Raw genomic sequence first — 22,421 nt, 5'->3', positions numbered from 1 at the left:
GATTTTTTCATACTTTTTGTAATCTTTTCGATATATTTACGAAAAGAAACATGGGTAAAACTGCAAAACATTTACCTTAAATCCTATAAATTATGAAAAAAACTACTTCAAAAAAATTGTCTAAAAGATTATTGCAATATGGTGCTATGTCAGCGGCAGCATTTGGTGTGGCTGAGGCCAACGGTCAGATTCAGTATGTAGATATCGATCCTGATCAGGTGCTTAACGTCGGTGATGATTTCGAAATGGATATTACTGGTGACGGTACTCCAAGAATTCGTCCTGCCAACCCTGCAGATTTAGCTGGTGGTAATGCAGCTATCGTTTTTGCAGATTCTGCTGGAGCGGCATTTGTAGGTTTCAGTTCAGGTGGATTCCAATATCCATTATTGATGGCTGAAGGCGATATGATCGATTCAAGTCAAAGTTTCACTACCGCAGGCGAGCGAGGTGACTTAAACTATTACGGGTGTAACTACGCTAACAGCGAGTGGTGTGGAGACGTTACTGATGGATACCTTGGAATAACCTTCCAATTTAGTGGTAATACACATTATGGATGGATCCGTATGGATACTGATGTTAATGGTGATAATATTATGACAATTAAGGATTTTGCTTTTGAGGCAACTCCGGATACTGCAATTGCAGCAGGTGATCAGGGACTTAGTGTTGAAGATGAGGTTTTTGCTAACTTCAACTACTTTACTACTCAAAACAACGATCTTGAGCTTCGTGCTACTGCGCCAATGCAAAATGTACAATTGCATAATGTATTGGGACAGCAAGTAATTAATAAAGCGCTTTCTAGCAATACAGAAACAATTAGTCTTGCATCTTTAAACAGCGGCGTTTACCTTGCAACTGTTACTATCGACGGTGCAAACAAAACCTTTAAAGTTGTTCGTAAGTAATTATTAGCATCTTATAAAATAGAAAAGCGACTCAATCGAGTCGCTTTTTTTATGTTCTCTTTTGACACATTTATGTCTTCGACTTGTTTGCTAACTGACCACAGGCGGCATCGATATCCTTTCCACGGCTACGACGAACCGTCACGGGAATTTGATTGTTCTCCAACGCCTTTATATAATGATCGGTGGCTGCGCTTGAGGCCTGTTGGAAATCGCCATCGTCTATAGGGTTGTATTCAATTAAGTTTACCTTACAGGGAACATAGTTGCAAAACTGTACCAAGGCGTCGATGTCCTTTTGAGTGTCATTAATATCTTTCCAAACAATATACTCGTAAGTGATGCGACGTTTGGTCTTCTGATACCAATATTCAAGCGATTCTCGTAAGTCTTCTAAGGTGAAGTTTTTGGCGAAAGGCATAATCTGCTCCCTAGTTTCCTGAATCGCCGAATGTAACGAAACGGCTAAATGAAATTTCACCTCGTCGTCTGCTAATTTTTTGATCATTTTGGGAACTCCTGAAGTGGAGAGTGTAATTCGCTTAGGCGACATTCCCAATCCTTCGTCTGAGGTGATTTTTTCAACCGAAGCAAGCACATTGTTATAGTTCATCAAAGGCTCGCCCATTCCCATAAAAACGATATTCGATAACGGACGGTCATGATATAGTTTGCTTTCCCTGTCGATAGCGACCACCTGATCGTAAATTTCATCTGGATTCAGGTTTCGCATACGCTTTAACCTTGCAGTAGCACAAAAGGCACAGTCTAAACTACAGCCTACTTGAGAGGAAACGCAGGCGGTCGACCTGCTTCCTGTGGGAATCAATACAGACTCCACAACATAACCGTCATGTAGCTTGACCGCATTTTTAATGGTGCCGTCATTGCTTTTCTGAAGACTGTCTACTTCAATATGGTTAATAACGAAATGTTCCTCGAGATGGGCTCGGGTTTCCTTGGAAAGATTGGTCATGGCATCGAAATCATGAACGCCTTTGTTCCATAGCCAATCATATACCTGCGATCCACGAAAGGATCGATCACCCTTGCTTACGAAGAATTGCTGTAACTCCTTTTTAGTGAGTGCTCTTATGTCTTTTTTAACGGTTGAATTCACGCTGCAAAAGTACGATAATAAAAAGCCTTTAGAAAATGGTAGAATTTAGTTTTGAATAATAATCTTCTTGGTAATGAAATTCTCGTTATCGCGATCGGTAAGTTTTAAGAAGTAAATTCCGTTTGGAAGATCAGCTACGGAAATAGTGCTAAGCGTATCCGACATGCCGCCGTGTTTAACGTCTCTACCGGAAACATCAAAAAGATTGAAATGGAGGTTAGGATATCGGTTATTGACAATGTTCAAGAAACCTGAAGCGGGATTTGGATATACCTGAAGCGCTTCGGAAGGGTCGAAGGTAGGAGTGTTCAGGGCATTTTCAATGGATGATAAAATAACCTGTCCTGTATTTTGGGGGTCTAGCCACTCTTTTAGTCTTGTTTCAGGCGTTTCACCCCCGTGCCATGAAACGGCCAAACGTCCATAGATATCATACCCGCCATTATTTTCAAGGCCATCACAAAAGGCCTCACCAGCATACAACTGGCCGATAAGATGACCATTTTGGTTGAAAAGAGGCGATCCCGAACTTCCACTTTCCGTAGTTCCTATTTCCCATCCATTACCTTCGCCTACAGAGCCGCCACCGATAAGCCAAACATCTACACCGTTGGCATTCTCGTGGATGGCGCCACTATCGTCGCGACATATTTTCATTATATCACCTTGCGGGTGGTGAATCCCAACTTCATATGAAGGAAGTTCGTCGGTAATATTCCAACCGGCGAACGCAACGTCCCATGTCTCAGGAATCGAGTTTTGCATTTCAACCAATGCAAAGTCAGATTGTTCGTTAGATGCTCTTAATTCGGCCCCACTCATCGTGAAATTGGTTTCAATATCAGCGCTAGGCGCATCTTCCCCACATACAGGATTTGGACTCATCCAATTAAAACGAACCGACCAATAGGCAGGATCACTGTTTTGCAAACAGTGGTTGGCTGTCAACAAATACGGAGTTTTATCATTATTTGTATTGTTTATGAGGGTTGCTGAACATAAATATCCGTTCCCCAAATTTAAGAGTGCTACGGTTTTCTTAAGCATCGCCTTTTTCTGCTCAAAATCGTTTCCGATAAAGCAGTTAACATCCATATTACAGGCCCCGGAGTCGTTCAGGCCGCGATTTTGATCGACATAGCGTTCTGCGGCTCCCATTCTATAGCCGTGAATGATACTACCAATGCGTAGCGATACCGTTTCGTTGGTGTCTACTGTTTGTACGTATTCCACATAGATGGTCTCCCCATTCAAAAACCAAGAGCCTAAGGTACGATTCGAACGGTTTTGATCAGACGAAAGTGGAAGTAACAATTCAGAATTGTCTGCATTGTATAAAAACAATTTTCCGCCTTCAGGAATAAAAAAGTCGTCAAAGTTAACACTGATATTTTCAGCATTCGGAGAGGTAATGGCTAAGCGATATACCTTGTCGCCATTGTCTAAAATAGTTTCCGAGCCTACCTCGGTAACATTTACTTCAATATCGCGAACAATTCCATAGCGCCAAGGAATGGTTTTATCTCGGTCGTTAATTAGGTCTTCTTCGTACAACTCCTGCAGGTCGATGGGAGGGAGATTGAAAACACTAGGATCTTCCAGAGTACGTATATGCCAACTTAGCGGTTCATCTGCTTCATACTGTTGCGCATGCGAAAAAACCGACACAAGGATTGCAATGAGAACGAAAAAGTATTGTTTCTTCACTCGAAAAATCTCCTTTTGGATTCAACAAATCAAGATACAATATTTTTCGTAAACTTTTTACTTTCAGATGAAAAACCGATGTATTGTATATAAAAAAAGCCTGCAGATTGCAGGCTTTTTACTTATAGTAAGGATTTGTTATAAAATCAACATCGCATCACCATAGGTGAAGAATCGATATTTCTCTTTTACAGCCTCTTCATACGCTTCCTTCATGAAATCGTGACCAGCAAAGGCCGATACCATCATTAAGAGTGTCGATTTAGGGGTATGGAAGTTAGTCACCATACAGTTCGCAATACTGAAATCGTACGGAGGAAAAATGAATTTATTCGTCCATCCTGTGTACGGATTTAGCGTGTTTGCTGAAGAAACCGAGCTTTCCAATGCACGCATAACCGTGGTCCCGACGGCGCAGACACGTTTCTTGCGTTGAATCCCAGTGTTAATAGTGCTAACGGTATTGTCTGGAATATGAATTTCCTCTGAATCCATCTTATGTTTGCTGAGGTCTTCCACCTCTACAGGACTGAACGTTCCGAGTCCTACGTGAAGCGTAATCTCTGCGAAATTGATTCCCTTAATTTCAAGTCGCTTTAGCAAATGCTTAGAAAAGTGAAGACCCGCGGTTGGCGCTGCAACAGCACCTTCCTCTTTTGCAAAGATGGTTTGGTAACGATCTGCATCTTCAGGTTCCACATCGCGTTTAATATATTTTGGAAGTGGTGTTTCGCCAAGCTCGGTCAATTTTTTCCGGAACTCTTCATATGAACCATCGAAAAGGAACCGAAGAGTACGTCCGCGAGAGGTTGTATTATCGATTACCTCAGCTACCAACGATTCGTCTTCGCCAAAGTACAGTTTGTTTCCGATTCTGATCTTACGAGCGGGATCTACCAATACGTCCCATAATCTTGTTTCAGGATTCAGTTCACGAAGTAAAAATACTTCGATACGAGCGCCTGTTTTCTCCTTATTACCAAAAAGTCGCGCAGGAAAAACCTTTGTGTTGTTCAACACCAATACATCATCTTCTTCAAAATAATCGATAAGGTCCTTGAACATTTTATGCTCGATGGTTTTTTCCTTTCGGTTTAGTACCATTAAGCGCGCTTCATCGCGATTTGGAGCAGGATATTCTGCTAATAATTCTTTTGGAAGGTCGAAATTGAAATTCGAGAGTTTCATTCCCATAGCAAGTTGCTTTTTAGCTTTAAAAAGTTGCAAATATACAATGTCAGTATAGGGGATGTCAAGTAAATGAGCAATTTATTCTTGAAAAGTGACCGATATTCCGATTTTTTCCAATTCTTTCCAAAAAGTGGTGAAAGATTTGGTAACTACCTGCGGGTTTTCGATCCGAATGGGAACCCTTGCGGCAAGTGGCGCAAAAGCCATCGCCATACGATGGTCGTGATAGGTGGCGATAGTACAGTTGCGTGTTAGGGAAGTGATAGGCTCAAGACAGATGGAATCGTCGGTTATAGTAACGGTGGCGCCTAGTTTTTTTATTTCGTTCTGTAAGGCTTGCAACCGATCTGTCTCTTTTATTTTTAGGGTGCGTAAGCCTGAAATAGTACAGGCCTTTCCCAGTCCTAAAGCTGTTACAACTATGGTTTGCGCAAGATCGGGCTGCTCGATTAAATCTAGGTTTATTTCGGATTCTTGTGTAGGTACATCGTTACGCAATAGCATTCCACTTTCGGTAAATGTTGTGGTTACACCGAAAGATTTATACAAAGAGGATAAGACGGCGTCTCCTTGCAATGATGTTTCTGAAAAATGCAATAATTCGAAGGTCATCGGTTTTGGCAGTAGTGCCAATGCGCTGTAAAAATAAGAGGCCGAGCTCCAATCGGGTTCTACCGCAATGCGGGTTGGTGATACTTCCTTTTTGGGTAGAATTGAAATCGTATTTCCGTTGAACTGAACAGCTATGCCTAACTGTTGTAACAGTGAAAGTGTCATTTCCAAGTAGGGACGGGAGGTAATGGTGCCTTTCAGGTGAAGCTGAAGTCCGTTTTTGAAAGAAGTGGCTACAAGTAGTAAGGCGGAGAGAAACTGACTGCTAATGGAGGCGTCGATTTCAATTGCACCGCCTTGCAATGGTTTGCCCTCGATGGCCAATGGCGGATATCCTTTTTTACCTGTATAGGAAATGGAAGCACCTAACTTTTTAAGCGCAGTAACCAGGGGTTCAATAGGGCGCTGTTGCATGCGTTCGCTACCGGTAAGCATGACAGTACTTCCTTCCTGCGAAGCAAAATAGGCTGTTAAAAAGCGCATGGCAGTTCCCGCATGACCAATGTTGATTGTATTGGTGGGATTTTGCAGTGCCTTTTCAATAGCTTTGGTGTCGTCGCTATCAGATATATTCTCGATATTGATGGTAGGATAGCATGCTTGCAGGATCAGCAATCTATTGGAAACACTTTTGGAACCAGGTATGCTTATTTTTGGTTGGCGCTCCGGAATCTTACCGGTTGAAAGAAACGCTATCATTATTGGCCTTGTTGCTCTTTTATTTTTCTTCGGAACTTTCCGAAAGATACCAAGAAGCCATAGAATAATCCTGCTAAAATAGTGCCGCCAAAGAAAAGTAGCGGATCTTGTTTGGTAAAATAGCTAACAGTAAACCCTTCTATTGCCCATTTTATGAGATGAAACAAAATTATAAATGCGAGTCCAAGAGAAACTACCGAGCGCCAAAAGCCTTTATGTTGAATTACTTTTTGAAACATTTTATTCCGATTTCATATTAAGTTTCTACACTAAGAAGATGGATGTATTCGCTTACTTCTCGCTTATTTCAGTTTTTTGTTGGAATGGTGACGATCGTGATCGCGTTTGGCCTTCAACGCAAGTTTTTTGTCGAAGGCCTTCTGCAGATCTGTTCCGGTTTGGTTTGCTAAGCACAAGACCACGAATACGACATCGGCTAATTCTTCACCTAAATCCTTATCCTTATCGCTTGGTTTTTCACTCTGTTCGCCATAACGACGCGCAATGATTCGAGCAACTTCACCGACCTCTTCGGTAAGTTGGGCCATATTTGTAAGTTCATCGAAATAGCGAACCCCGTGTTCCTGGATCCATTCATCGACAGCTTTTTGTGCATCGTTCAGTTTCATAGTTAGACTTTTGTAAGAACTATTTTTTCGTTTTCTTTTTTCACCATTATTTCAAATAGCTTCTTTATTTCTGGATAGGCATTTGAAGCCATAAATGAATTTTCTATTGAAAATTCGACAGAGCACTGAAGCATATTGTTCGTACTATTTACAATATATTTAAAAGAACCCTTACCATTAGGAATAACAAAATTAACACTTTCAGGAATGGTCTCTACAGTATATCCCTCTGGAATCGAAATTGTAATTAAGTACCTTTTCATGTGCGGATACCCAAAGTCTATTGGGTATTTACGTTCGTCCAATTTAAATGGGTTTTCTTCAATTGCTTGAAAAAGCATAGGTGACAAATATAGTTTGTCACTAATTTTTTCTACGGCTTCTGGAGCATGGAAGTCAAAAGTTAGCTTAAGAGGTTCGTAGCTATTCTCCATTTTTGCAATAGATGAACTATCAATTTCTACCCCTGTCATTGATTTTTCTAATAGCTTAATTCTATCTGAGTTAGATACATTTCGAAAATTAGAACGATTACTCATGGCAAAATGTCCTGAATATTGAGTTCTTGTCGATCCGATTGCTATCAGATCTTGGGGGTCTATAGAATATTGCATCATACAGCTTTCCATTGCAATGTCTTTTGGCATAAGTGATACCCAAGCAGAACTCCCATCTTCTCTGATTAGCCTACCTTTCCAGTTCAGTAATTCTTCCTGAAGCAGATTAGGGATACTTTCTTTGTCCGTAGCATCCATTAAAACTACAGAATTTTGTATTTCCACTCCTGCGATTACAAAATTGAAACCATTGCGTGTCGGAAAAATTGGAATACCATGCGATTTTGTACTCACTAATATAGGATTCGCATCGATACCTGCATTTCGTAACATGGCAACCAGCATTAAATTAATATCAGCTGCATTACCAACCTCTTTTTTATAAGCATCTCTAACCCCTTCTTGAGAATATATTCCAAGGTATCCATTCCAATTCATTTTTGCTTTCACATATTCAAAGATTCGAATGGCCTTTTCAGTGTTATTGGAAGCATCCTTTAATATTCGATTTAAATCTTTATCGAAATAGTTGCTTTTAGCCAATTGTTTTCCAAACCCGCTAGACTTATATATCGACTCCGATACATTGTCCCAATTTGTGGACACCATTTTTAAGGGCCTGTTTGGAATGCTAATATAGGATAATTCGAACTGAAGTGTGGCAGTATAATTATTGATGTTGCCTGCATATGCCTCTTTTTCAATAGGTGGAACATCGGTTAATGATACTTCATAGTCTTTTTCGGTAAATGTGAGCTTTGTATTAACTGTTTCGCGCTGTAGGTTTGATCCGTATGTTCCATTTCTATTTTGAGGTCGGGATTCGTACGTATAGTTAATAGTGCGTTCGCCTCCACTCTCATTGATGTTATATGATAGCCCTCCGCGTTGGTGCAATTTATAATTAAAGTACTCTGGGGCACTAAACCTCATTTCAATTTTATTAACCGGAATCTCTTCCTGAAACCGATAGGGCTCTATGTCTCCGATAAAAGGAGACCGTAAGGTGTATTTGAATTCAATTATTGAACCCTCGGTAACGTTGGGGAGTGCAAAACGTACAACCTCCATGAACTCACTTACTTCTTCTTCAAATATACCATCATTACGGAGTTTCTCATCTTTTACCTTATTCCCGTCCAAATAGTAGGTATATCCTTTTAGACCACTTACTTTGTCGTTCATGACACCATTTCCTTGATAAAGTTTTATCGCTTTTTTCGCCCAATCCATTCCGGCCTTGTTGTAAATTTTGATGCGTTCAAATACTTCAGTTACGGTATGAAAATCGGTATTTTGGCTATACTCAAAGTGTGTCTTTGTTTCACGATATAAAATTGCCGCATCGGCTTCTGGATATTTAGGGTGCTGTTTTTCCATAAGTTCCTCTTTGGAAACCTTTCCAAATCTAAAATCTTGTCCAAAAGAGAAGGTTGAAATAAAAATACAGAGGAGTGTAATCTTTTTAATCATTTGTTTGGGTTTTTGGGGGAGTCTTATCTTGGATTACTAAAATTTTACTATTGTCGTAACGGGAGATATTCCGTAGAAATTTTCGAAATTCGGAATACGCTTCTTTCGAATAGGAAGCCTTCCGCATTGTAAGCGATCTATACACATTGAGATGGCGGTTGTCGCCTTCCTCAACCTTCAACTCATAGCTTCCAAAGACATTTTCAATCGTCACGGGCTCAGGTAATGCATCAGCTCTATAAGTCTTGGGAAGAGTGATGCTAATGCTGTCGATATCCTGATATGCCGTTGCCGTTTTAAAACCATACCGACGGTTTCTGCTCCTAGGAGGAGTGTCTACACTTCTATTGAAAACATTTAGTGGTAACAAAAATCCATCCCCGACCTTAGAGGCAAAATTTGGGGCTTGAAAATCGATGATTTCTTTAAATTGGATGTTCTGTTTGTCGTTTTCTAGGTGAATGTTTTTCAGAAATAATCCGTTTATATATCCCCATCTATTTTTATAGCTGGCGTCCAATTCTTCCTTATCATAAGTTTCAAGATGAAATTTGTCGTCGTATTGAAGGCCGCCAGAATTAGTTGTTAAAACTCCTTGAATACCACCCTCGGGTGTTACTTTAATTTCAGCATTTTGATATTGAAAGCTCTCCTGCGCCGAAAATTTCTTTGTATGTACAATCGCTCCACCTTCTGGAGTAATGACCATAACATCGCGATCGTCTGAAAAATTTCCACCAAATCCGAATGGACTTAATTGGCTTGTACATTCCAGCCATACAATTTCATCTCCTTCTGGAATTCCTAAAATAACATGGTTTCCCATAATCCCAGAAAACTCAGGATTCAGATCTCGTTCTTGGTCTCCTGCATAAAGCACAGTATAATAAGATGGAACTCCGACCGCTTCCAATAAGGTCTTGGTATAAAATGTGAGTGCTTTACAATCGCCATAACCCAATCGATCAACATCGGCTGCTGGCATGGGTTTCCAGCCTCCGATTCCTACCTGAATACTGATGTAGCGTACTTTATTCTGTAAATAATTATATACTATTTTCGCCTTACCGATGTTGGTAGTCTCATTTGCTACTAATGATTTAACGTGGGAAATAGTGCTTTCGGGGAGTTCTTTTCCGTCGCTTAACAGAGCGGTCTCCATCCAGCTTCCCAACTCCTTCCAATTCCGACCATTTCCTTTTACGCCTTTTAAATAGAATTCATCTAACTGAAAAGCGATATGAGGAACTATTTCAGTATGCGAAAGACTATAGGCTTCTGGTACAATAGGAGCTATATCCTTTGCCGTGCAAACAATTCTATCTTCTTCTTCAGTGACACTGATATCAAACCCTGAAAGGTTTTTTGATAAATAGCGAGGTTTGTTGGCAGGGTCGTAGCGTAATGTATAGGTACTGCTTTTGGTACCGGTATGGTAGCCCCAAATTGGGCGCCAGGTTGGTAAGAAAGCGGTGGTGTTACTTTCGGTTTCCGACTCGAACACTAAAGTATAAGGATAAGTGGTAGGGGTGTAGTCTAAATATAGCGCTCTATCATCATTATAAATTGAAATGCCATCATGGGCGCTGATGTCATCAAAATCACGTTTTTTATAATGCTCAATTTCGTTTCCCAGGGCATCATAGACCCAGATTTCAATATTTTTTACCTTGGTGTCATCATCATAATAAGTGTAGGTCGAAACATCATCAGAGCCGAGTTTATTCAACACGGCCACCGCAGTGCGATATCGATATATCATCTTGTCGCCTTCACGAACATCAACTTCATAGGTTTCTTCCCAGGTAACGCTATTCGCCTTTTCCTTCAATTTTGAAGGAAGGAGTAGCGTGTTATAATGACTGTCTTGCGCACACAATGAACTTGAAAAAAGTATCAGTACAAGGAGTACAAATTTATGGGGCATCAATCTAAATTTTACTATGGGGAGCGGAAATTTATTCCTTGTTTTTGGTATCGATAACCAAGGTTACTGGGCCATCATTTACCAATGAAACATTCATCATCGCGCCAAATATACCGGTTTGCACCTTTCCATCCAATTCTTTTTCAAGTCGCTGCACGAACTGCTGGTATAATTGCACTGCAGTATCAGGTTTTGCGGCCTTAATGAAAGATGGACGATTTCCTTTTTTGGTGCTAGCATGTAGGGTAAATTGACTAACAACTATAATTTCCCCACCACTATCGGTTAGCGATATGTTCATATGGTTTTCTTCATCGGGGAAGATCCTGAGGTTCGCAATCTTTCGTGTCAACCAACTGATATCATCTGATGTATCCTCATCTTCAATACCCAACAATACCACTAATCCGTGTTTAATAGAAGCAACCGTTTTACTGTCTACTTCCACCGAAGCCTCCGAAACCCTTTGTAATACTGCTCTCATATTGTTATTTTTCTGAATAGATATCCCTTCTGTAAGGCTCATCGTCGCCCTCCAATAACTGAAGGTATGTTTTATAGCGCGACCAAGCAATTTCGTTATTCTCGAGCGCTTCCTTAATGGCGCATTTGGGCTCATTTACGTGCATACAGTTATGGAACTTACAGTGCTGTTTACGCTCAAAAAACTCTGGAAAGTAATCACCTATTTCCTCGGCTTCCATTTCCACCACCCCAAAGCCTCGAATCCCAGGCGTATCTATTAGCTGGGCATTAAACGATAAATCGAACATCTCGGCAAATGTTGTGGTATGCTGTCCTTGTCGATGTTGGTCCGAAATTTCAGCAGTTTTTAATTCTAATCCTGGTTCCAGTGCATTGGCTAAGGTCGATTTTCCAGTGCCGCTGTGTCCGGAAAACATAGACACCTTTTCTTCCATCAAATCTTTTACCTTTTCAATGTTATGACCCGTTTTAGCTGAAATTTCGATACAATGGTAACCAATAGATCGATAGAGTGAAGCCAAGTACTTCATCTCCAGCATCTCCTCTTCGGAAAGCGTATCTATTTTGTTGAAAAGTAATATGGCTTCAATATCGTACGCTTCGGCAGTGATCAAAAAGCGATCGATAAAGGGTGTGAACGTAATAGGATTGGTAAGGGTAACCAATAAAAAGGCTGTATCGATATTGGCCGCTATTATGTGGGTTTGTTTCGAAAGATTCACTGAGCGACGGATAATATAGTTCTTTCGATCCTCGATAGTATGGATGATTCCAACGGTCTCATCGCCCTTGGTTTCCACATCAAACCCGACATGATCGCCTACAGCAACGGGGTTTGTGCTTTTGATGCCTCCAATACGGAACTTCCCCTTTATTCTACATTCGTAAAAGTCGCCTTGTTCCGATTTAACGGTATACCAACTTCCGGTCGATTTGTATACGGTTCCCCTCATGATCCACAAAATTCGAAAAAAAAAGAGAACCACGCCTTTCAATGATATATATTTACCGCATTATTTTAAAAACACGTTAAAAACCAATTACAATGAAAAAACTTTTACTGCTTGTATGTTTACTGCTTGGTGCTATTCACACTTCAAACGCCCAAGAAACCTATGAATTTCAAATTGTAACGGTTGTGGAAAGTATTGTCCCAAATGGGGTGGGACGTTCCCGCATGATTGTGGCGAATGAAAGCCGTGACTATATGGAGTTTACCACCACCCAAACGGAAGAAGATAACTCTCGTAACAAATCCGATCGATCAGATATTCGTGTAAAGGGGTTTGATGAAACGAAGTTGCTTAACTTTTTTAATCTAGGTGGTATCCGTTTCCAGAATATCGCAGCCAATGATGCATTGGTCACTTCGAAGCTGAATGCCATGAGTGCAGATGGTTGGGAGCTTGCCTTTGTAAATAGTGGCGTGGAAAGCTATGGTGGTAAAGGCGACTCAAACGGAATTTATGTTACGCGCTATATCTTTAAAAGAGCAATTTAAGCGTTTTCTATATCGAAAAGAAAAAGCCCCATTTCAAATTGGGGCTTTTTTTATTCTTGGTTGGGGTGAATTATTTTTTTCTGGTGGTTTATCGATTCTTGATGGATAGCCTTATATAATCGAAGAATGAATTCTTCGCTCAATTTGCTTTCCTCTCCCTTTAAAATCATTCTGCCCAATACTTCATTCCATCGCTTTACCTGAAGAATGGCAACGTTATGCTCCTTTTTCAATTCGCCGATGGCATCGGCAATCGTCATTCGCTTCCCTAACATCTCAACTATTTTATTATCGATTACATCAATTTGGGTGCGAAGGGTATTCAGTTCGTTTTGAAAAGCAATTTTCTCATCTCCCTTTTTACGAATTCTCAAATCGATGGTAATTTGGTCTAACCGTTCGGGTGTTATCTGTTGGGCTGCATCGCTCCATGCATTTTCTGGATCGTAATGCGTTTCGATCATTAAACCGTCGTAATTTAGGTCTAAGGCCGTTTGACAAAGATCGAATATAATGTCGCGACGCCCTGCAATATGGGAAGGATCCAAAAATAATGGGAGGTCCGGAAATCTGTTTTTTAAATCAATCGGTATTTGCCATTCGGGATTGTTTCGATATTTTGTTTTTTCATAGGTCGAAAACCCGCGATGAATGACCCCTAAGTTTTTAATATCGGCTTGATGCAGTCGCTCTACCGCTCCCAACCATAAGGCTAAATCTGGATTGACGGGGTTTTTGACCAAAATTGTTTTATTGGTTCCTTTTAAGGCATCTGCCAATTCTTGCACAATGAAGGGTGAAACAGTACTTCGAGCGCCGATCCAAAGAATATCAACATCGTGTTTCAGTGCTAGCTCAACATGATGTGGGTTGGCAACCTCGGTCGTGGTTAGCATCCCGGTTTCTTCTTTTGCCTTTTGAAGCCATTTTAGTCCTAACGCTCCGACTCCTTCAAAATTTCCAGGACGTGTTCTGGGTTTCCAGATTCCGGCGCGCAATACCGTTGCATCGGTTTCTTTCAATTGATGCGCAGTTTTTAATAGCTGTTCCTCGGTTTCGGCGCTACACGGCCCTGCAATTACCAAGGGGTGCGACAGATTGAACGCATCTAACCAACTCCTTAATTCTTTCTTATTTTCCATTTCCTAAAAATAAAAAGGCCCCTACATGGGACCTTCACTTATATCGTATTCATAAAAATATTCCCACTACTTTATCGTTGGTCTATATACCACCAAATTGTAGAATTATTTTTATGTGCTGTTTTCATTGGTATAAAAGTAGTGAAAATTTTTTTCCTTCCTTCTTTTTATCAATTATTTGACAGTTCGTCTTGTTTCAAAAAACGTACATTTGCTATTGAAAGTATGTCAATAACCGTTTCAAATATTACCAAAACCTATGGTGCCCAAAAGGCATTAGATAACGTTTCCTTCACTATAAAAGAAGGTGAAATCGTCGGTTTTTTAGGTCCAAATGGAGCTGGTAAAAGCACGATGATGAAAATCTTGACTACTTATTTAGCGGCTTCGGAAGGATCAGCGGCTGTCGCTGGGTTTTCGGTGGAAGAAGAACCAAAGAAAGTTCAGTTTCATACGGGCTATTTGCCAGAACACAATCCGCTTTATACCGATATGTATGTGAAGGAGTATCTCGGGTTTCAAGCAGAGACCTACGGTATTGATAAATCGCGCATAGTGGAAGTCATCTCACAGACCGGACTTACACCTGAAGCCCACAAAAAAATAAAGCAACTGTCCAAGGGATATCGGCAGCGTGTAGGATTGGCCACTGCACTTTTACATCGGCCGAAAGTGCTTATTTTGGATGAACCGACGACAGGGCTAGATCCCAACCAGCTAATTGAAATTCGTGAACTGATCAAGAATATCGGGAAATCGGAAGAACACGAAAAGACAACCGTTTTGCTTTCAACCCACATCATGCAGGAAGTTGAGGCTATTTGCGATCGTGTAATCATAATTGATAGGGGAAGCATTGTGTTGGATAGAAGTATGGAAGAACTGAAAAAAGGACAGCAGCAAATTGTTGAAGTCGAGTTTGATTATCGGGTAGAAACGGTAGCGCTTCAAAAAATACCACATGTTTCAAAAATTGAAAATCCAGGGGGCCATTTCGTTTACAACATCACCTTTTCAACAGAAAAAGACATGCGCCCGTCAGTTTTCGACTTTGCCCATGACAATGGACTGAAGATTCTTCAGCTTCATCAAAAAAATACCACCTTGGAAAAACTATTTGTGGAGCTTACGGGAGCTCGAAAATAAGACGACCAGTATATAATTCTTCAACTTCTATTATTGGCGGTTCATTCACAGAGATGACATCTCCAATACTCACAATTTTTCCGCTAAGTTGGTTTTGTGGATTGACTATCATCTGATTGGTGCTTCGGTGAAACACGTAGAGGTTGTCTATCGAAAGTTCTGCCGCCTCTACTCTGGAATCGCCGGCGTATAAGCCTATGGAAGCATTTAAAGCCGTGCCTGAAAGATAGAAATTGGAAAGCCCATTTGAAATAACATCCAATCGGTCAACAGCTAATTGCAACCTAAAATTCCCGTCGATGTGATAGCCATCCTCATTTTCCTGGTCTTCACTCAGTAATGTTAGATTTTCATAGGAAAGGGTACCGATACTTTCTACGGTAAGGCCAGAGCTGTTTCGGATTACTGTAATGTTGGGGCTGGTTACGTATACTTTTGTAATCCCGTAATCGCGAACAAGGTTGCAACCATTGTTATTGTAAATGTTGAGGGTTCCTTCATCTACACTGACTTCAACATCATTCAAAAGATTTTCACCTGTTTCAATGATTACTTTTTGTGTTTCACCTTGCTGAATAATGAGTTGTGCCCGTTCCCAAACAATGATTTTATCAAATTCAGAAACAGTTACTTCCTCTTGAATAATATCGCCAGCTGCCTGAAAGCAATTTAGGCCCTTTTCAGAATCGCATCCGAGTACCGTTATCAAAATAAAAATGTATGCTAATTTCTTCATCCTGTTTTTCTTATAACCGAACTCCTATTCCAAATTCAACGCCTTCTGCTTTTGCCCAATGTGCTTTAACGGTAACCGATGCGAAAATTTTGTCTTCATAAAGATAACGTTTCAAACCTAGTCGGTTGTAGATTCTATTTTCAAATTCATACGGCCAATACACATAATACCCTAACTGCGAAACGAAGGCGGTGCGATTAAACCGTAATTCATGTCCGATAAATAAACCTACCCTTTTGTAATCTTCATCGCCACTCAACCCATCTTCGGGATACGCAATCGAACGGTAGTAAATCAATTCTTCCAAAAACTTGGCGAAAAACACATCCACACCGGCTTGTAAGGTGCTTTTGTAATTAATTCTTTTGTCAACAAACGCTGAAGCGACATAGAATGGAAATTGTCCCTGACGTACGACATCGCTTTCATTCCATCCAAATCTAAAAACGAAGTTGTATTTTAAAGGCTCGGCATGCGAACTGCTTGGTGGATCATCCTTTACAATATAATCCGGAAACTCTTCATGGTCTATCAAGTAGCTCAATCCTACATTAAAAGCCCACGTATTGGTACTATTATTTGGAGCGCGGAGATTGGCATTGGAATAATGGATAATCGAAAAACCAGCATGAAATCCTAATCCTTTGTAGACGTTTTCACGTACATAATTTGCTTTCAGATAGGTGGTGCTCAAAAAATGGGTGCCATAGGCGTTGTTCTGATAGTTTTCTTGAAAATCATACGGATTTTCCGCATAGGCGACTCCCTGTCCGAGTCGTACCACAAGATTTCGATTCAAAAAGTACCAATTGAAATGACCATACAAACCGTAGAGCCTTCCCAAATACGGATTAATCATATCCTGATAGGAAAACATAAACCCCCAATCGGGATATTGGTAACGGCGTTCCCATTCTGAAAAACCGTACGTTTTGCGATTATAGGTTAGTGTGAAACCTCGAGGATGGTTCGTAATAAGGTGCGAAATATCAGGATTGTGTTCCAAAATACTTCCATAGAAAAAATCGGCTTCTAGGCTTATGGGTTTCAGCTCTTCCTCTTGCGCCAGCAATGAAGTAGCAAGAAGCAATGGTATAATTAAGAAGCAAATTTGTTTCATAATATATTATAGAAATAGTAGGCGTCCTGTCCAGGTTTCTTCTACTTGAACTTCTTCAGGTTGGTAAAGTGAAAGTATGTCGCCAGTACCAAAAATCGATCCTGTAATGGATTGAGTAGGAAAGACAACCATTTTATTGGCACTTCGCTGTAACACCTTTAAGTTTTGAATTCTAAAATCAGGTCCCTCAAATCTTGGAAACTCATCGCTGAATACAATATTCGCATTTTCACAGAAGCCATACAAATTAAAGACACTTTGTCCGTTGGCTGAAATCACAAGCTCCGAAATATCAAGGCCTAAATAGAAATTACCGCTCTTAGTGGAAATTTCAGGTCCGCCAGTACTATTGCTTTCCAATGTCAGGGAGGGAAATCGCAAAATTTCCACTCCCATTATGTTTCGAGGCGAACTATGCCGGATATGGGTTAGTGTATCCGTAGCAACGTAAACAGTTGAAATTGCGTATTCCCTGCTTAGATTACAACGATTGTTATTTCGTATTACTAAGGTCCCGTCTTCAACACCTACGTAAAAATCATTGCGTAGGTTTTCACCTGTATTCAGATATATCTCTTGTTTATTGCTCTGGGAAAGGACCATACTAACATCTCCTTCTAGTTGGATGCGGTGAAACCGTGGTACTTCAATCTCCTCATTATTAATTTCACCAGCCGTTTGAATGCAGTCCCAAGCATCTTCCTGATTACAGGAAAGTAGCAATGTACAAACCAATATGTAAAAAGCCTTTTTCATCTAAATTCTATATCCAATTCCAAATTCAACACCCTCTACTTTAGCACCATGCGATTTCAACGTTGTGCTGGCAAACCAATGATTACTAATTTCATATTGTAATCCTACTCTGATATACGTGCGACCTTCAAAATCGTATGGGTAATACACATAATATCCGAATTGAGCAGGCACCGAAAGTTTTCCGAAATGTAATTGATGTCCGACAAAAACCCCCACTCTTTTATAGTCTTCATCGCCTTTTAGTGAAGCGTTTAGTTCCGAAGCGATAAGATATTTGATTTCTTCTTTTAAAAAGGATGCGAAAAAAGCATCTACACCGATGTGAAGACTGCTTTTATAGCTTACCCGCTTATCGGCATAGGCGGACACTACCCAAAAGGGATGTTGACCCAAGCCCACATAGTCGCTTTCGTTGATCCCACCTCGTAGTACTAGGTTAAGATGAATGGGTTCCGTAAACCGTTCATCATCTTCTGAAATTACTGTAATTCGTTTTGCTTCCTGTAGCGAATAATTCAAGCCAAGGTTGAAGGTAAAGGAATTCGTACTACTGTTTGGAGCCTTAAAATTACCGTTGGAATAGTGAACCAATGAAATGCCCCCTTGTATTCCTATATTTTTAAGAATATTTTTTTTGTTGAAATTCACCATCATATAGGTGGTGCTCAACAAGCGCGTTCCATAGGCGTTGTTCCTGAAGTTTTCTTCCAAGTCGAAAGGATTGCTAGCATAGGCAATTCCTTGTCCGATACGAAACATTACATGTCGTTTCAAAAAATAAAAGTTGAAATGACCATACAATCCGATATTGCTTCCCAAGGTTTCATAGCCAGGATTATGATAAACGGTTGAAATTCCCCAATCGGGATAGTTGTATTCTTGGTGCCATCGCTCGGTACCATCGGTTTCAAAATTGAATCCTACGATTCCGCCATGGGGGTGGTTCAAAACAAGGTGCGAAATATCTTTATTATGCCGAAGAATAGTACCGTAGAAATAATTGGCATCTACGAAATGGCCCCTTTGTGAAGGCTCTTGCGAGAAACCCCAAAAGGAAGTAAGAAATACGAATAGGCACGCAAGACGTTTCATCAGCGGCAAAGAAACGGAAAGTTTTTGAGTTAAAAGGGAAGATTGTCAAGGTCCACATTTCCTCCGCTAATAATAATGCCGACTTTTTTCCCCTGAAAACGTTCTTTCTCCTTTAGAATAGCGGCTAACGTAACGGCAGAAGAGGGTTCGACCACAATTTTTAAGCGTTCCCAAATAAGGCGAAGCGCGCCGATTATGGCTTCTTCCGAAACGAGGATGATACCTTTAACCGTCTCTTGAATAATAGGAAAATTGATATTGCCCAGGGTTGTTCGCAATCCGTCGGCAACCGTATCAGCTTCAGCATTGGTTTCAATAGAACCCGACTGCAAAGATCGATACGCATCATCGGCATTTTCGGGTTCGGCACCCCAAACGTCACAATTCTTTCCAAAATATTTTGCGGCAAGACCTGTTCCTGCGATTAGTCCGCCACCGCCCACTGGTGAAACAATGATATCTAGATCAGGATGTTTTTGAAGCAGTTCATACGCTGAGGTAGCATTTCCGAGAATAACATCCTTGGCGTTTGAAGGATGTATAAAAGTAGCCTGCTTTTCCTGTTGAATTTTTTGTGCGGCCGCTTCCCTGGCTTTTAATGTGGGTTCACATTCAGTAATCTGCCCCCCGTAGGTTTTTACCGCTGCTTTTTTTACTGATGGAGCATTCGAAGGCATAACGATATAGGCAGGGATTCCAATTGTTTTGGCGGCTAACGATAGCGCTTGGGCAAAATTTCCTGAGGAATGGGTCACCACGCCTTTTTCTTTTTGCGCTGCTGAAAGGGAAACCAAGGCATTGGTGGCACCGCGCATTTTGAAGGCGCCCATCCGTTGGAAATTTTCACATTTAAAAAAAAGCGAAGCGCCGCTTATTTCGCTTAAGAGGGAGGAGGTAAGCACCGGTGTCTGATGCACATGGTTTTTTACATTATCATACGCTTGTAGGACCTCTTTTTCAGTTGGATTCATAGTATTCTTGATAAAGGTTAAAAATACTATTTATTGCCGACTTCAATTAGAAAGGTGAATGCCGCATTCCCTGTTTTCAAATGCCTTTACGGGATCTACATAATCAGGTTCGCTAGGGAGGTTGTGAAACGCCATATATTCGTCAATAGCAGCATCATCGAAATGAAAGAAGGGGCAAACCTTTAAAATGCCATCGGAAGTATAGGTGAGCACATCTAGACTTTTGCGATGCTCGGTTTGCGATTTCCGAAGATTGGTGAACCATACATCGGGCTGGTGACGTTTTAGCGCTTTCTTAAAGGGCTTTAGTTTTACGATTTCCGAAAATATTTTATGCTCCTCCGACCCCGGTAGCGGTACCCCTAGCCAAGAATCTATAAAGCCTCGGGAATAGTCGGGTACAAAAATATCTATTTTTAAGGATAGGGTTTCAATAAGATGTTGGGCATGCGAATAGGTAGCGGCTGTATTATATCCCGTATCGCACCAAACAACTTGAGTGTTAGCTTTTATATCGGTAACAGCATGAAGAAGGGCAGCACTGTGGGTTCCAAAGCTGGTCGTAACCAATGGCTTCTGCGCTTTTTCCAATACAAATGAAATTATTTCAGAGGGCGATTCGTACCGTAGATTTTGATTTAAAACAGCTAGCTTTTCAGAGGAAATTCGCATTGTTTTTAAAGTCTATGGGATTAGTAGACTTTGCAAAAGTAGGGATTTTTTTTTAATGTAGGGGTACTATTACTCCTCATCAATGAGATCTTGAAGCGTGGTGTTGGCCAAAATAGCAAGGGCATTGTCCCGAACCTTAATCATAAGTTTTCGAACCGTACAGGAATCTTCATCAGGACAATCATCGCACTTTTCGTAAAAATTCAAGCTTACACAGGGCACTAGTGCAATAGGGCCTTCTAGGATACGATAGACTTCTGCTATTTTGATATTTTCAGCGCTCTTCAACAAGTAATAGCCACCGCCTTTTCCTTTCTTTGACTGCAAAAAGCCAGTTTTACGAAGCGATAATAAAATGCTTTCCAAAAACTTCTGCGAGATATTTTCCGACTCCGCTATAACTGAAATTTGAACCGGATCATTTCCCTGTCTTCTTGCTAAAAAAGTAAGTGCTTTTAGGCCGTATTTGGTTTTTCTAGATATCATTTGGGAGCTAAAGTTACTTCTTTTTTTAGTATTGCCGAATTGGGTATATTTGTGCGAAAATAGAGGATAGATTTGACCTGCTTGCAACCTCAGACACTAGTAACACATGTGTCCAAAAATGCTAAAACAGTTGTTTCTTGAAGACACTCCTGCAAGCGAACCACAATCTCTCCTCCTTAAAAAAAATCTATGGCTTATTTATTTACTTCGGAAAGCGTTTCTGAAGGACATCCCGATAAAGTTGCTGACCAAATTAGTGACGCTCTATTAGATCATTTCCTTGCCTTCGATCCAGAATCGAAAGTGGCCTGTGAAACGTTGGTTACAACTGGGCAAGTGGTGCTAGCAGGTGAAGTAAAAAGCGACACCTACCTCGATGTTCAAAACATCGCTAGAAAAGTGATCAATAAAATCGGGTACACAAAAGGAGCCTATCAGTTTAGCGGTGACAGTTGTGGGGTTATTTCCCTCATCCACGAACAATCCCAAGAAATAAATCAAGGGGTAGATCGCGACGATAAGGAAGAACAGGGTGCTGGCGACCAAGGAATGATGTTTGGCTACGCCACCAACGAAACAACCCATTATATGCCGTTGGCGTTGGAGATTTCACATAGTATCCTAATCGAATTGGCAAAATTGCGTCGCGAAGGAAAAATGATTCCGTACCTACGACCCGATTCCAAAAGTCAGGTTACCATAGAGTATAGCGACGATAACGTTCCACAACGTATCGTGTCTATCGTAGTTTCTACCCAACACGATCCGTTTGATGATGATGATGATGCCATGCAGCAGAAAATTAAGAAGGATGTCAGGGAAATCTTGATTCCTCGCGTCCGTGAGCAGTTGCCAGAATACGTTCAGAAATTATTTAACGACGATATTATTTACCACGTGAATCCCACCGGTAAGTTTGTAATTGGGGGGCCGCACGGCGATACGGGCCTTACCGGTCGAAAGATTATCGTGGATACCTACGGTGGAAAAGGAGCCCATGGCGGAGGTGCTTTTAGCGGAAAAGATCCGAGTAAAGTAGATCGTAGTGCCGCCTATGCATCACGACATATTGCAAAGAATTTAGTGGCAGCGGGTGTTGCCGATGAGGTATTGGTGCAAGTGAGTTATGCGATTGGTGTGGTGGAACCAACTTCCATTTTTGTAAACACTCACGGAACCTCCAAAGTAGAGATGACCGATGGTGAAATAGCTAAAAAAGTTTCTGAAATCTTCGATATGCGACCAGCCGCCATCGAAAAGCGCTTAAAACTTCGGAATCCAATTTATGTAGAAACCGCGGCATATGGGCATATGGGGCGTGTGCCTGAAACGGTGACAAAAGTTTTTGAAAGTTATAGTGGTGAAGAAGTGAAGCGGGAAGTGGAATTGTTCACTTGGGAAAAACTAGATTATGTAGATCAGGTGCGAGACGCCTTCAGTTTATAGGAAAAATAGTGGCCTAGAATTATGAAACCGTGCTT

22 protein-coding genes are annotated in these 22,421 nt (G+C 40.9%); 4 read left to right on the top strand and 18 right to left on the bottom strand.

Translation table 11 applies throughout. From position 1 onward, the window contains the following. The first annotated feature begins 92 nt into the window (after window positions 1-92). A complete protein-coding gene (locus I4Q58_RS04665; protein WP_203294203.1) occupies window positions 93-914 on the top strand; it encodes a T9SS type A sorting domain-containing protein in 822 nt (273 codons plus the stop codon). Window positions 915-984: 70 nt separating this feature from the next. On the opposite strand, the gene rlmN is transcribed toward I4Q58_RS04665, so the two are convergent. From rlmN to rsgA, 10 genes are all read right to left on the bottom strand, one after another. After that, window positions 985-2,034 (bottom strand): 23S rRNA (adenine(2503)-C(2))-methyltransferase RlmN, encoded by a 1,050-nt coding sequence (rlmN, locus tag I4Q58_RS04660; RefSeq protein ID WP_203294201.1) that lies wholly within the window; start codon window positions 2,032-2,034, stop codon window positions 985-987. Window positions 2,035-2,079: 45 nt separating this feature from the next. Continuing rightward, the gene (locus I4Q58_RS15720; protein WP_203294199.1) at window positions 2,080-3,741 is read right to left on the bottom strand and encodes a T9SS type A sorting domain-containing protein; all 1,662 of its coding nucleotides are present in this window, start codon (window positions 3,739-3,741) and stop codon (window positions 2,080-2,082) included. A 138-nt stretch (window positions 3,742-3,879) separates the two neighbouring features. Then, window positions 3,880-4,929, bottom strand: coding sequence for a tRNA preQ1(34) S-adenosylmethionine ribosyltransferase-isomerase QueA (gene queA / locus I4Q58_RS04650; RefSeq protein WP_203294380.1), 1,050 nt, complete (start codon window positions 4,927-4,929; stop codon window positions 3,880-3,882). An 81-nt stretch (window positions 4,930-5,010) separates the two neighbouring features. After that, a complete protein-coding gene (locus tag I4Q58_RS04645; protein ID WP_203294197.1) occupies window positions 5,011-6,243 on the bottom strand; it encodes a 3-phosphoshikimate 1-carboxyvinyltransferase in 1,233 nt (410 codons plus the stop codon). Further along, window positions 6,243-6,482 carry a hypothetical protein gene (locus I4Q58_RS04640; protein ID WP_203294195.1) on the bottom strand — a complete coding sequence of 80 codons (240 nt, stop codon included), beginning with the start codon at window positions 6,480-6,482 and terminating at the stop codon, window positions 6,243-6,245. The genes I4Q58_RS04645 and I4Q58_RS04640 overlap by 1 nt, the downstream gene beginning before the upstream one ends. A 63-nt stretch (window positions 6,483-6,545) precedes the next feature. Next, window positions 6,546-6,872: a nucleotide pyrophosphohydrolase gene (locus tag I4Q58_RS04635; protein ID WP_203294193.1), complete on the bottom strand. Its 327-nt coding sequence runs from the start codon at window positions 6,870-6,872 to the stop codon at window positions 6,546-6,548. Window positions 6,873-6,874: 2 nt separating this feature from the next. After that, window positions 6,875-8,902, bottom strand: coding sequence for a DUF3857 domain-containing protein (locus tag I4Q58_RS04630; RefSeq protein WP_203294191.1), 2,028 nt, complete (start codon window positions 8,900-8,902; stop codon window positions 6,875-6,877). Beyond that, window positions 8,895-10,829, bottom strand: coding sequence for a DUF3857 domain-containing protein (locus I4Q58_RS04625; protein ID WP_203294189.1), 1,935 nt, complete (start codon window positions 10,827-10,829; stop codon window positions 8,895-8,897). Before I4Q58_RS04625 ends, I4Q58_RS04630 begins: the two co-directional genes overlap by 8 nt. A 31-nt stretch (window positions 10,830-10,860) precedes the next feature. Next, complete coding sequence (gene dtd / locus I4Q58_RS04620) at window positions 10,861-11,313, bottom strand: D-aminoacyl-tRNA deacylase (RefSeq protein WP_203294187.1); 453 nt, start codon at window positions 11,311-11,313, stop codon at window positions 10,861-10,863. A gap of 4 nt (window positions 11,314-11,317) precedes the next feature. Continuing rightward, the gene (gene rsgA / locus I4Q58_RS04615; protein WP_203294185.1) at window positions 11,318-12,268 is read right to left on the bottom strand and encodes a ribosome small subunit-dependent GTPase A; all 951 of its coding nucleotides are present in this window, start codon (window positions 12,266-12,268) and stop codon (window positions 11,318-11,320) included. Window positions 12,269-12,360: 92 nt separating this feature from the next. Here rsgA and I4Q58_RS04610 point away from each other — a divergent pair, with 92 nt between their 5' ends. Further along, on the top strand, window positions 12,361-12,816 hold the full coding sequence (locus I4Q58_RS04610; RefSeq protein WP_203294183.1) for a hypothetical protein: 456 nt from the start codon (window positions 12,361-12,363) through the stop codon (window positions 12,814-12,816). Between the two features lie 50 nt (window positions 12,817-12,866). On the opposite strand, the gene I4Q58_RS04605 is transcribed toward I4Q58_RS04610, so the two are convergent. After that, complete coding sequence (locus I4Q58_RS04605; protein ID WP_203294181.1) at window positions 12,867-13,958, bottom strand: bifunctional 3-deoxy-7-phosphoheptulonate synthase/chorismate mutase type II; 1,092 nt, start codon at window positions 13,956-13,958, stop codon at window positions 12,867-12,869. Between the two features lie 225 nt (window positions 13,959-14,183). On the opposite strand from I4Q58_RS04605, the gene gldA reads away from it, so the two are divergent. Then, window positions 14,184-15,104: a gliding motility-associated ABC transporter ATP-binding subunit GldA gene (gene gldA, locus I4Q58_RS04600; protein WP_203294179.1), complete on the top strand. Its 921-nt coding sequence runs from the start codon at window positions 14,184-14,186 to the stop codon at window positions 15,102-15,104. On the opposite strand, the gene I4Q58_RS04595 is transcribed toward gldA, so the two are convergent. The 7 genes from I4Q58_RS04595 to I4Q58_RS04565 form a co-directional block, all read right to left on the bottom strand. After that, window positions 15,085-15,840 carry a head GIN domain-containing protein gene (locus I4Q58_RS04595; protein WP_203294177.1) on the bottom strand — a complete coding sequence of 252 codons (756 nt, stop codon included), beginning with the start codon at window positions 15,838-15,840 and terminating at the stop codon, window positions 15,085-15,087. The genes gldA and I4Q58_RS04595 overlap by 20 nt on opposite strands. 10 nt (window positions 15,841-15,850) lie before the next feature. Continuing rightward, window positions 15,851-16,960 carry an acyloxyacyl hydrolase gene (locus tag I4Q58_RS04590; protein ID WP_203294175.1) on the bottom strand — a complete coding sequence of 370 codons (1,110 nt, stop codon included), beginning with the start codon at window positions 16,958-16,960 and terminating at the stop codon, window positions 15,851-15,853. 6 nt (window positions 16,961-16,966) lie between these two features. Next, on the bottom strand, window positions 16,967-17,716 hold the full coding sequence (locus I4Q58_RS04585; protein ID WP_203294173.1) for a head GIN domain-containing protein: 750 nt from the start codon (window positions 17,714-17,716) through the stop codon (window positions 16,967-16,969). After that, window positions 17,717-18,811 carry an acyloxyacyl hydrolase gene (locus I4Q58_RS04580; RefSeq protein ID WP_203294171.1) on the bottom strand — a complete coding sequence of 365 codons (1,095 nt, stop codon included), beginning with the start codon at window positions 18,809-18,811 and terminating at the stop codon, window positions 17,717-17,719. Between the two features lie 29 nt (window positions 18,812-18,840). Beyond that, window positions 18,841-19,782, bottom strand: coding sequence for a pyridoxal-phosphate dependent enzyme (locus I4Q58_RS04575; RefSeq protein WP_203294169.1), 942 nt, complete (start codon window positions 19,780-19,782; stop codon window positions 18,841-18,843). Window positions 19,783-19,824: 42 nt separating this feature from the next. Then, window positions 19,825-20,454: a phosphoadenosine phosphosulfate reductase domain-containing protein gene (locus tag I4Q58_RS04570; protein ID WP_203294167.1), complete on the bottom strand. Its 630-nt coding sequence runs from the start codon at window positions 20,452-20,454 to the stop codon at window positions 19,825-19,827. A 69-nt stretch (window positions 20,455-20,523) separates the two neighbouring features. Next, entirely contained in the window at window positions 20,524-20,940 is a 417-nt protein-coding gene (locus I4Q58_RS04565) for an RrF2 family transcriptional regulator (RefSeq protein WP_203294165.1), read from the bottom strand. A 189-nt stretch (window positions 20,941-21,129) separates the two neighbouring features. Here I4Q58_RS04565 and metK point away from each other — a divergent pair, with 189 nt between their 5' ends. Continuing rightward, a complete protein-coding gene (metK, locus tag I4Q58_RS04560; protein ID WP_203294163.1) occupies window positions 21,130-22,386 on the top strand; it encodes a methionine adenosyltransferase in 1,257 nt (418 codons plus the stop codon). Window positions 22,387-22,421 lie beyond the last annotated feature (35 nt).

The sequence above is a fragment of the Luteirhabdus pelagi genome (genome assembly GCF_016827595.1).
In the GTDB taxonomy this organism is placed as follows: domain Bacteria; phylum Bacteroidota; class Bacteroidia; order Flavobacteriales; family Flavobacteriaceae; genus Luteirhabdus; species Luteirhabdus pelagi.
The sequence above is the reverse complement of the archived record's forward strand: the minus strand, read 5'-3'. Positions and strand labels throughout refer to the sequence as shown.

Coding starts and splice junctions, on each gene's coding strand:
- I4Q58_RS04625 (WP_203294189.1), bottom strand. CDS start 10,829: ATGCCCCATAAATTTGTACTCCTTGTACTGATACTTTTTTCAAGTTCA.
- I4Q58_RS04640 (WP_203294195.1), bottom strand. CDS start 6,482: ATGTTTCAAAAAGTAATTCAACATAAAGGCTTTTGGCGCTCGGTAGTT.
- metK (WP_203294163.1), top strand. CDS start 21,130: ATGGCTTATTTATTTACTTCGGAAAGCGTTTCTGAAGGACATCCCGAT.
- rsgA (WP_203294185.1), bottom strand. CDS start 12,268: ATGAGGGGAACCGTATACAAATCGACCGGAAGTTGGTATACCGTTAAA.
- I4Q58_RS04630 (WP_203294191.1), bottom strand. CDS start 8,902: ATGATTAAAAAGATTACACTCCTCTGTATTTTTATTTCAACCTTCTCT.
- dtd (WP_203294187.1), bottom strand. CDS start 11,313: ATGAGAGCAGTATTACAAAGGGTTTCGGAGGCTTCGGTGGAAGTAGAC.
- I4Q58_RS04575 (WP_203294169.1), bottom strand. CDS start 19,782: ATGAATCCAACTGAAAAAGAGGTCCTACAAGCGTATGATAATGTAAAA.
- I4Q58_RS04590 (WP_203294175.1), bottom strand. CDS start 16,960: ATGAAACAAATTTGCTTCTTAATTATACCATTGCTTCTTGCTACTTCA.
- I4Q58_RS04635 (WP_203294193.1), bottom strand. CDS start 6,872: ATGAAACTGAACGATGCACAAAAAGCTGTCGATGAATGGATCCAGGAA.
- I4Q58_RS04580 (WP_203294171.1), bottom strand. CDS start 18,811: ATGAAACGTCTTGCGTGCCTATTCGTATTTCTTACTTCCTTTTGGGGT.
- I4Q58_RS04565 (WP_203294165.1), bottom strand. CDS start 20,940: ATGATATCTAGAAAAACCAAATACGGCCTAAAAGCACTTACTTTTTTA.
- gldA (WP_203294179.1), top strand. CDS start 14,184: ATGTCAATAACCGTTTCAAATATTACCAAAACCTATGGTGCCCAAAAG.
- I4Q58_RS04570 (WP_203294167.1), bottom strand. CDS start 20,454: ATGCGAATTTCCTCTGAAAAGCTAGCTGTTTTAAATCAAAATCTACGG.
- I4Q58_RS04665 (WP_203294203.1), top strand. CDS start 93: ATGAAAAAAACTACTTCAAAAAAATTGTCTAAAAGATTATTGCAATAT.
- I4Q58_RS04595 (WP_203294177.1), bottom strand. CDS start 15,840: ATGAAGAAATTAGCATACATTTTTATTTTGATAACGGTACTCGGATGC.
- I4Q58_RS04605 (WP_203294181.1), bottom strand. CDS start 13,958: ATGGAAAATAAGAAAGAATTAAGGAGTTGGTTAGATGCGTTCAATCTG.
- I4Q58_RS04585 (WP_203294173.1), bottom strand. CDS start 17,716: ATGAAAAAGGCTTTTTACATATTGGTTTGTACATTGCTACTTTCCTGT.
- queA (WP_203294380.1), bottom strand. CDS start 4,929: ATGAAACTCTCGAATTTCAATTTCGACCTTCCAAAAGAATTATTAGCA.
- I4Q58_RS04645 (WP_203294197.1), bottom strand. CDS start 6,243: ATGATAGCGTTTCTTTCAACCGGTAAGATTCCGGAGCGCCAACCAAAA.
- I4Q58_RS04610 (WP_203294183.1), top strand. CDS start 12,361: ATGAAAAAACTTTTACTGCTTGTATGTTTACTGCTTGGTGCTATTCAC.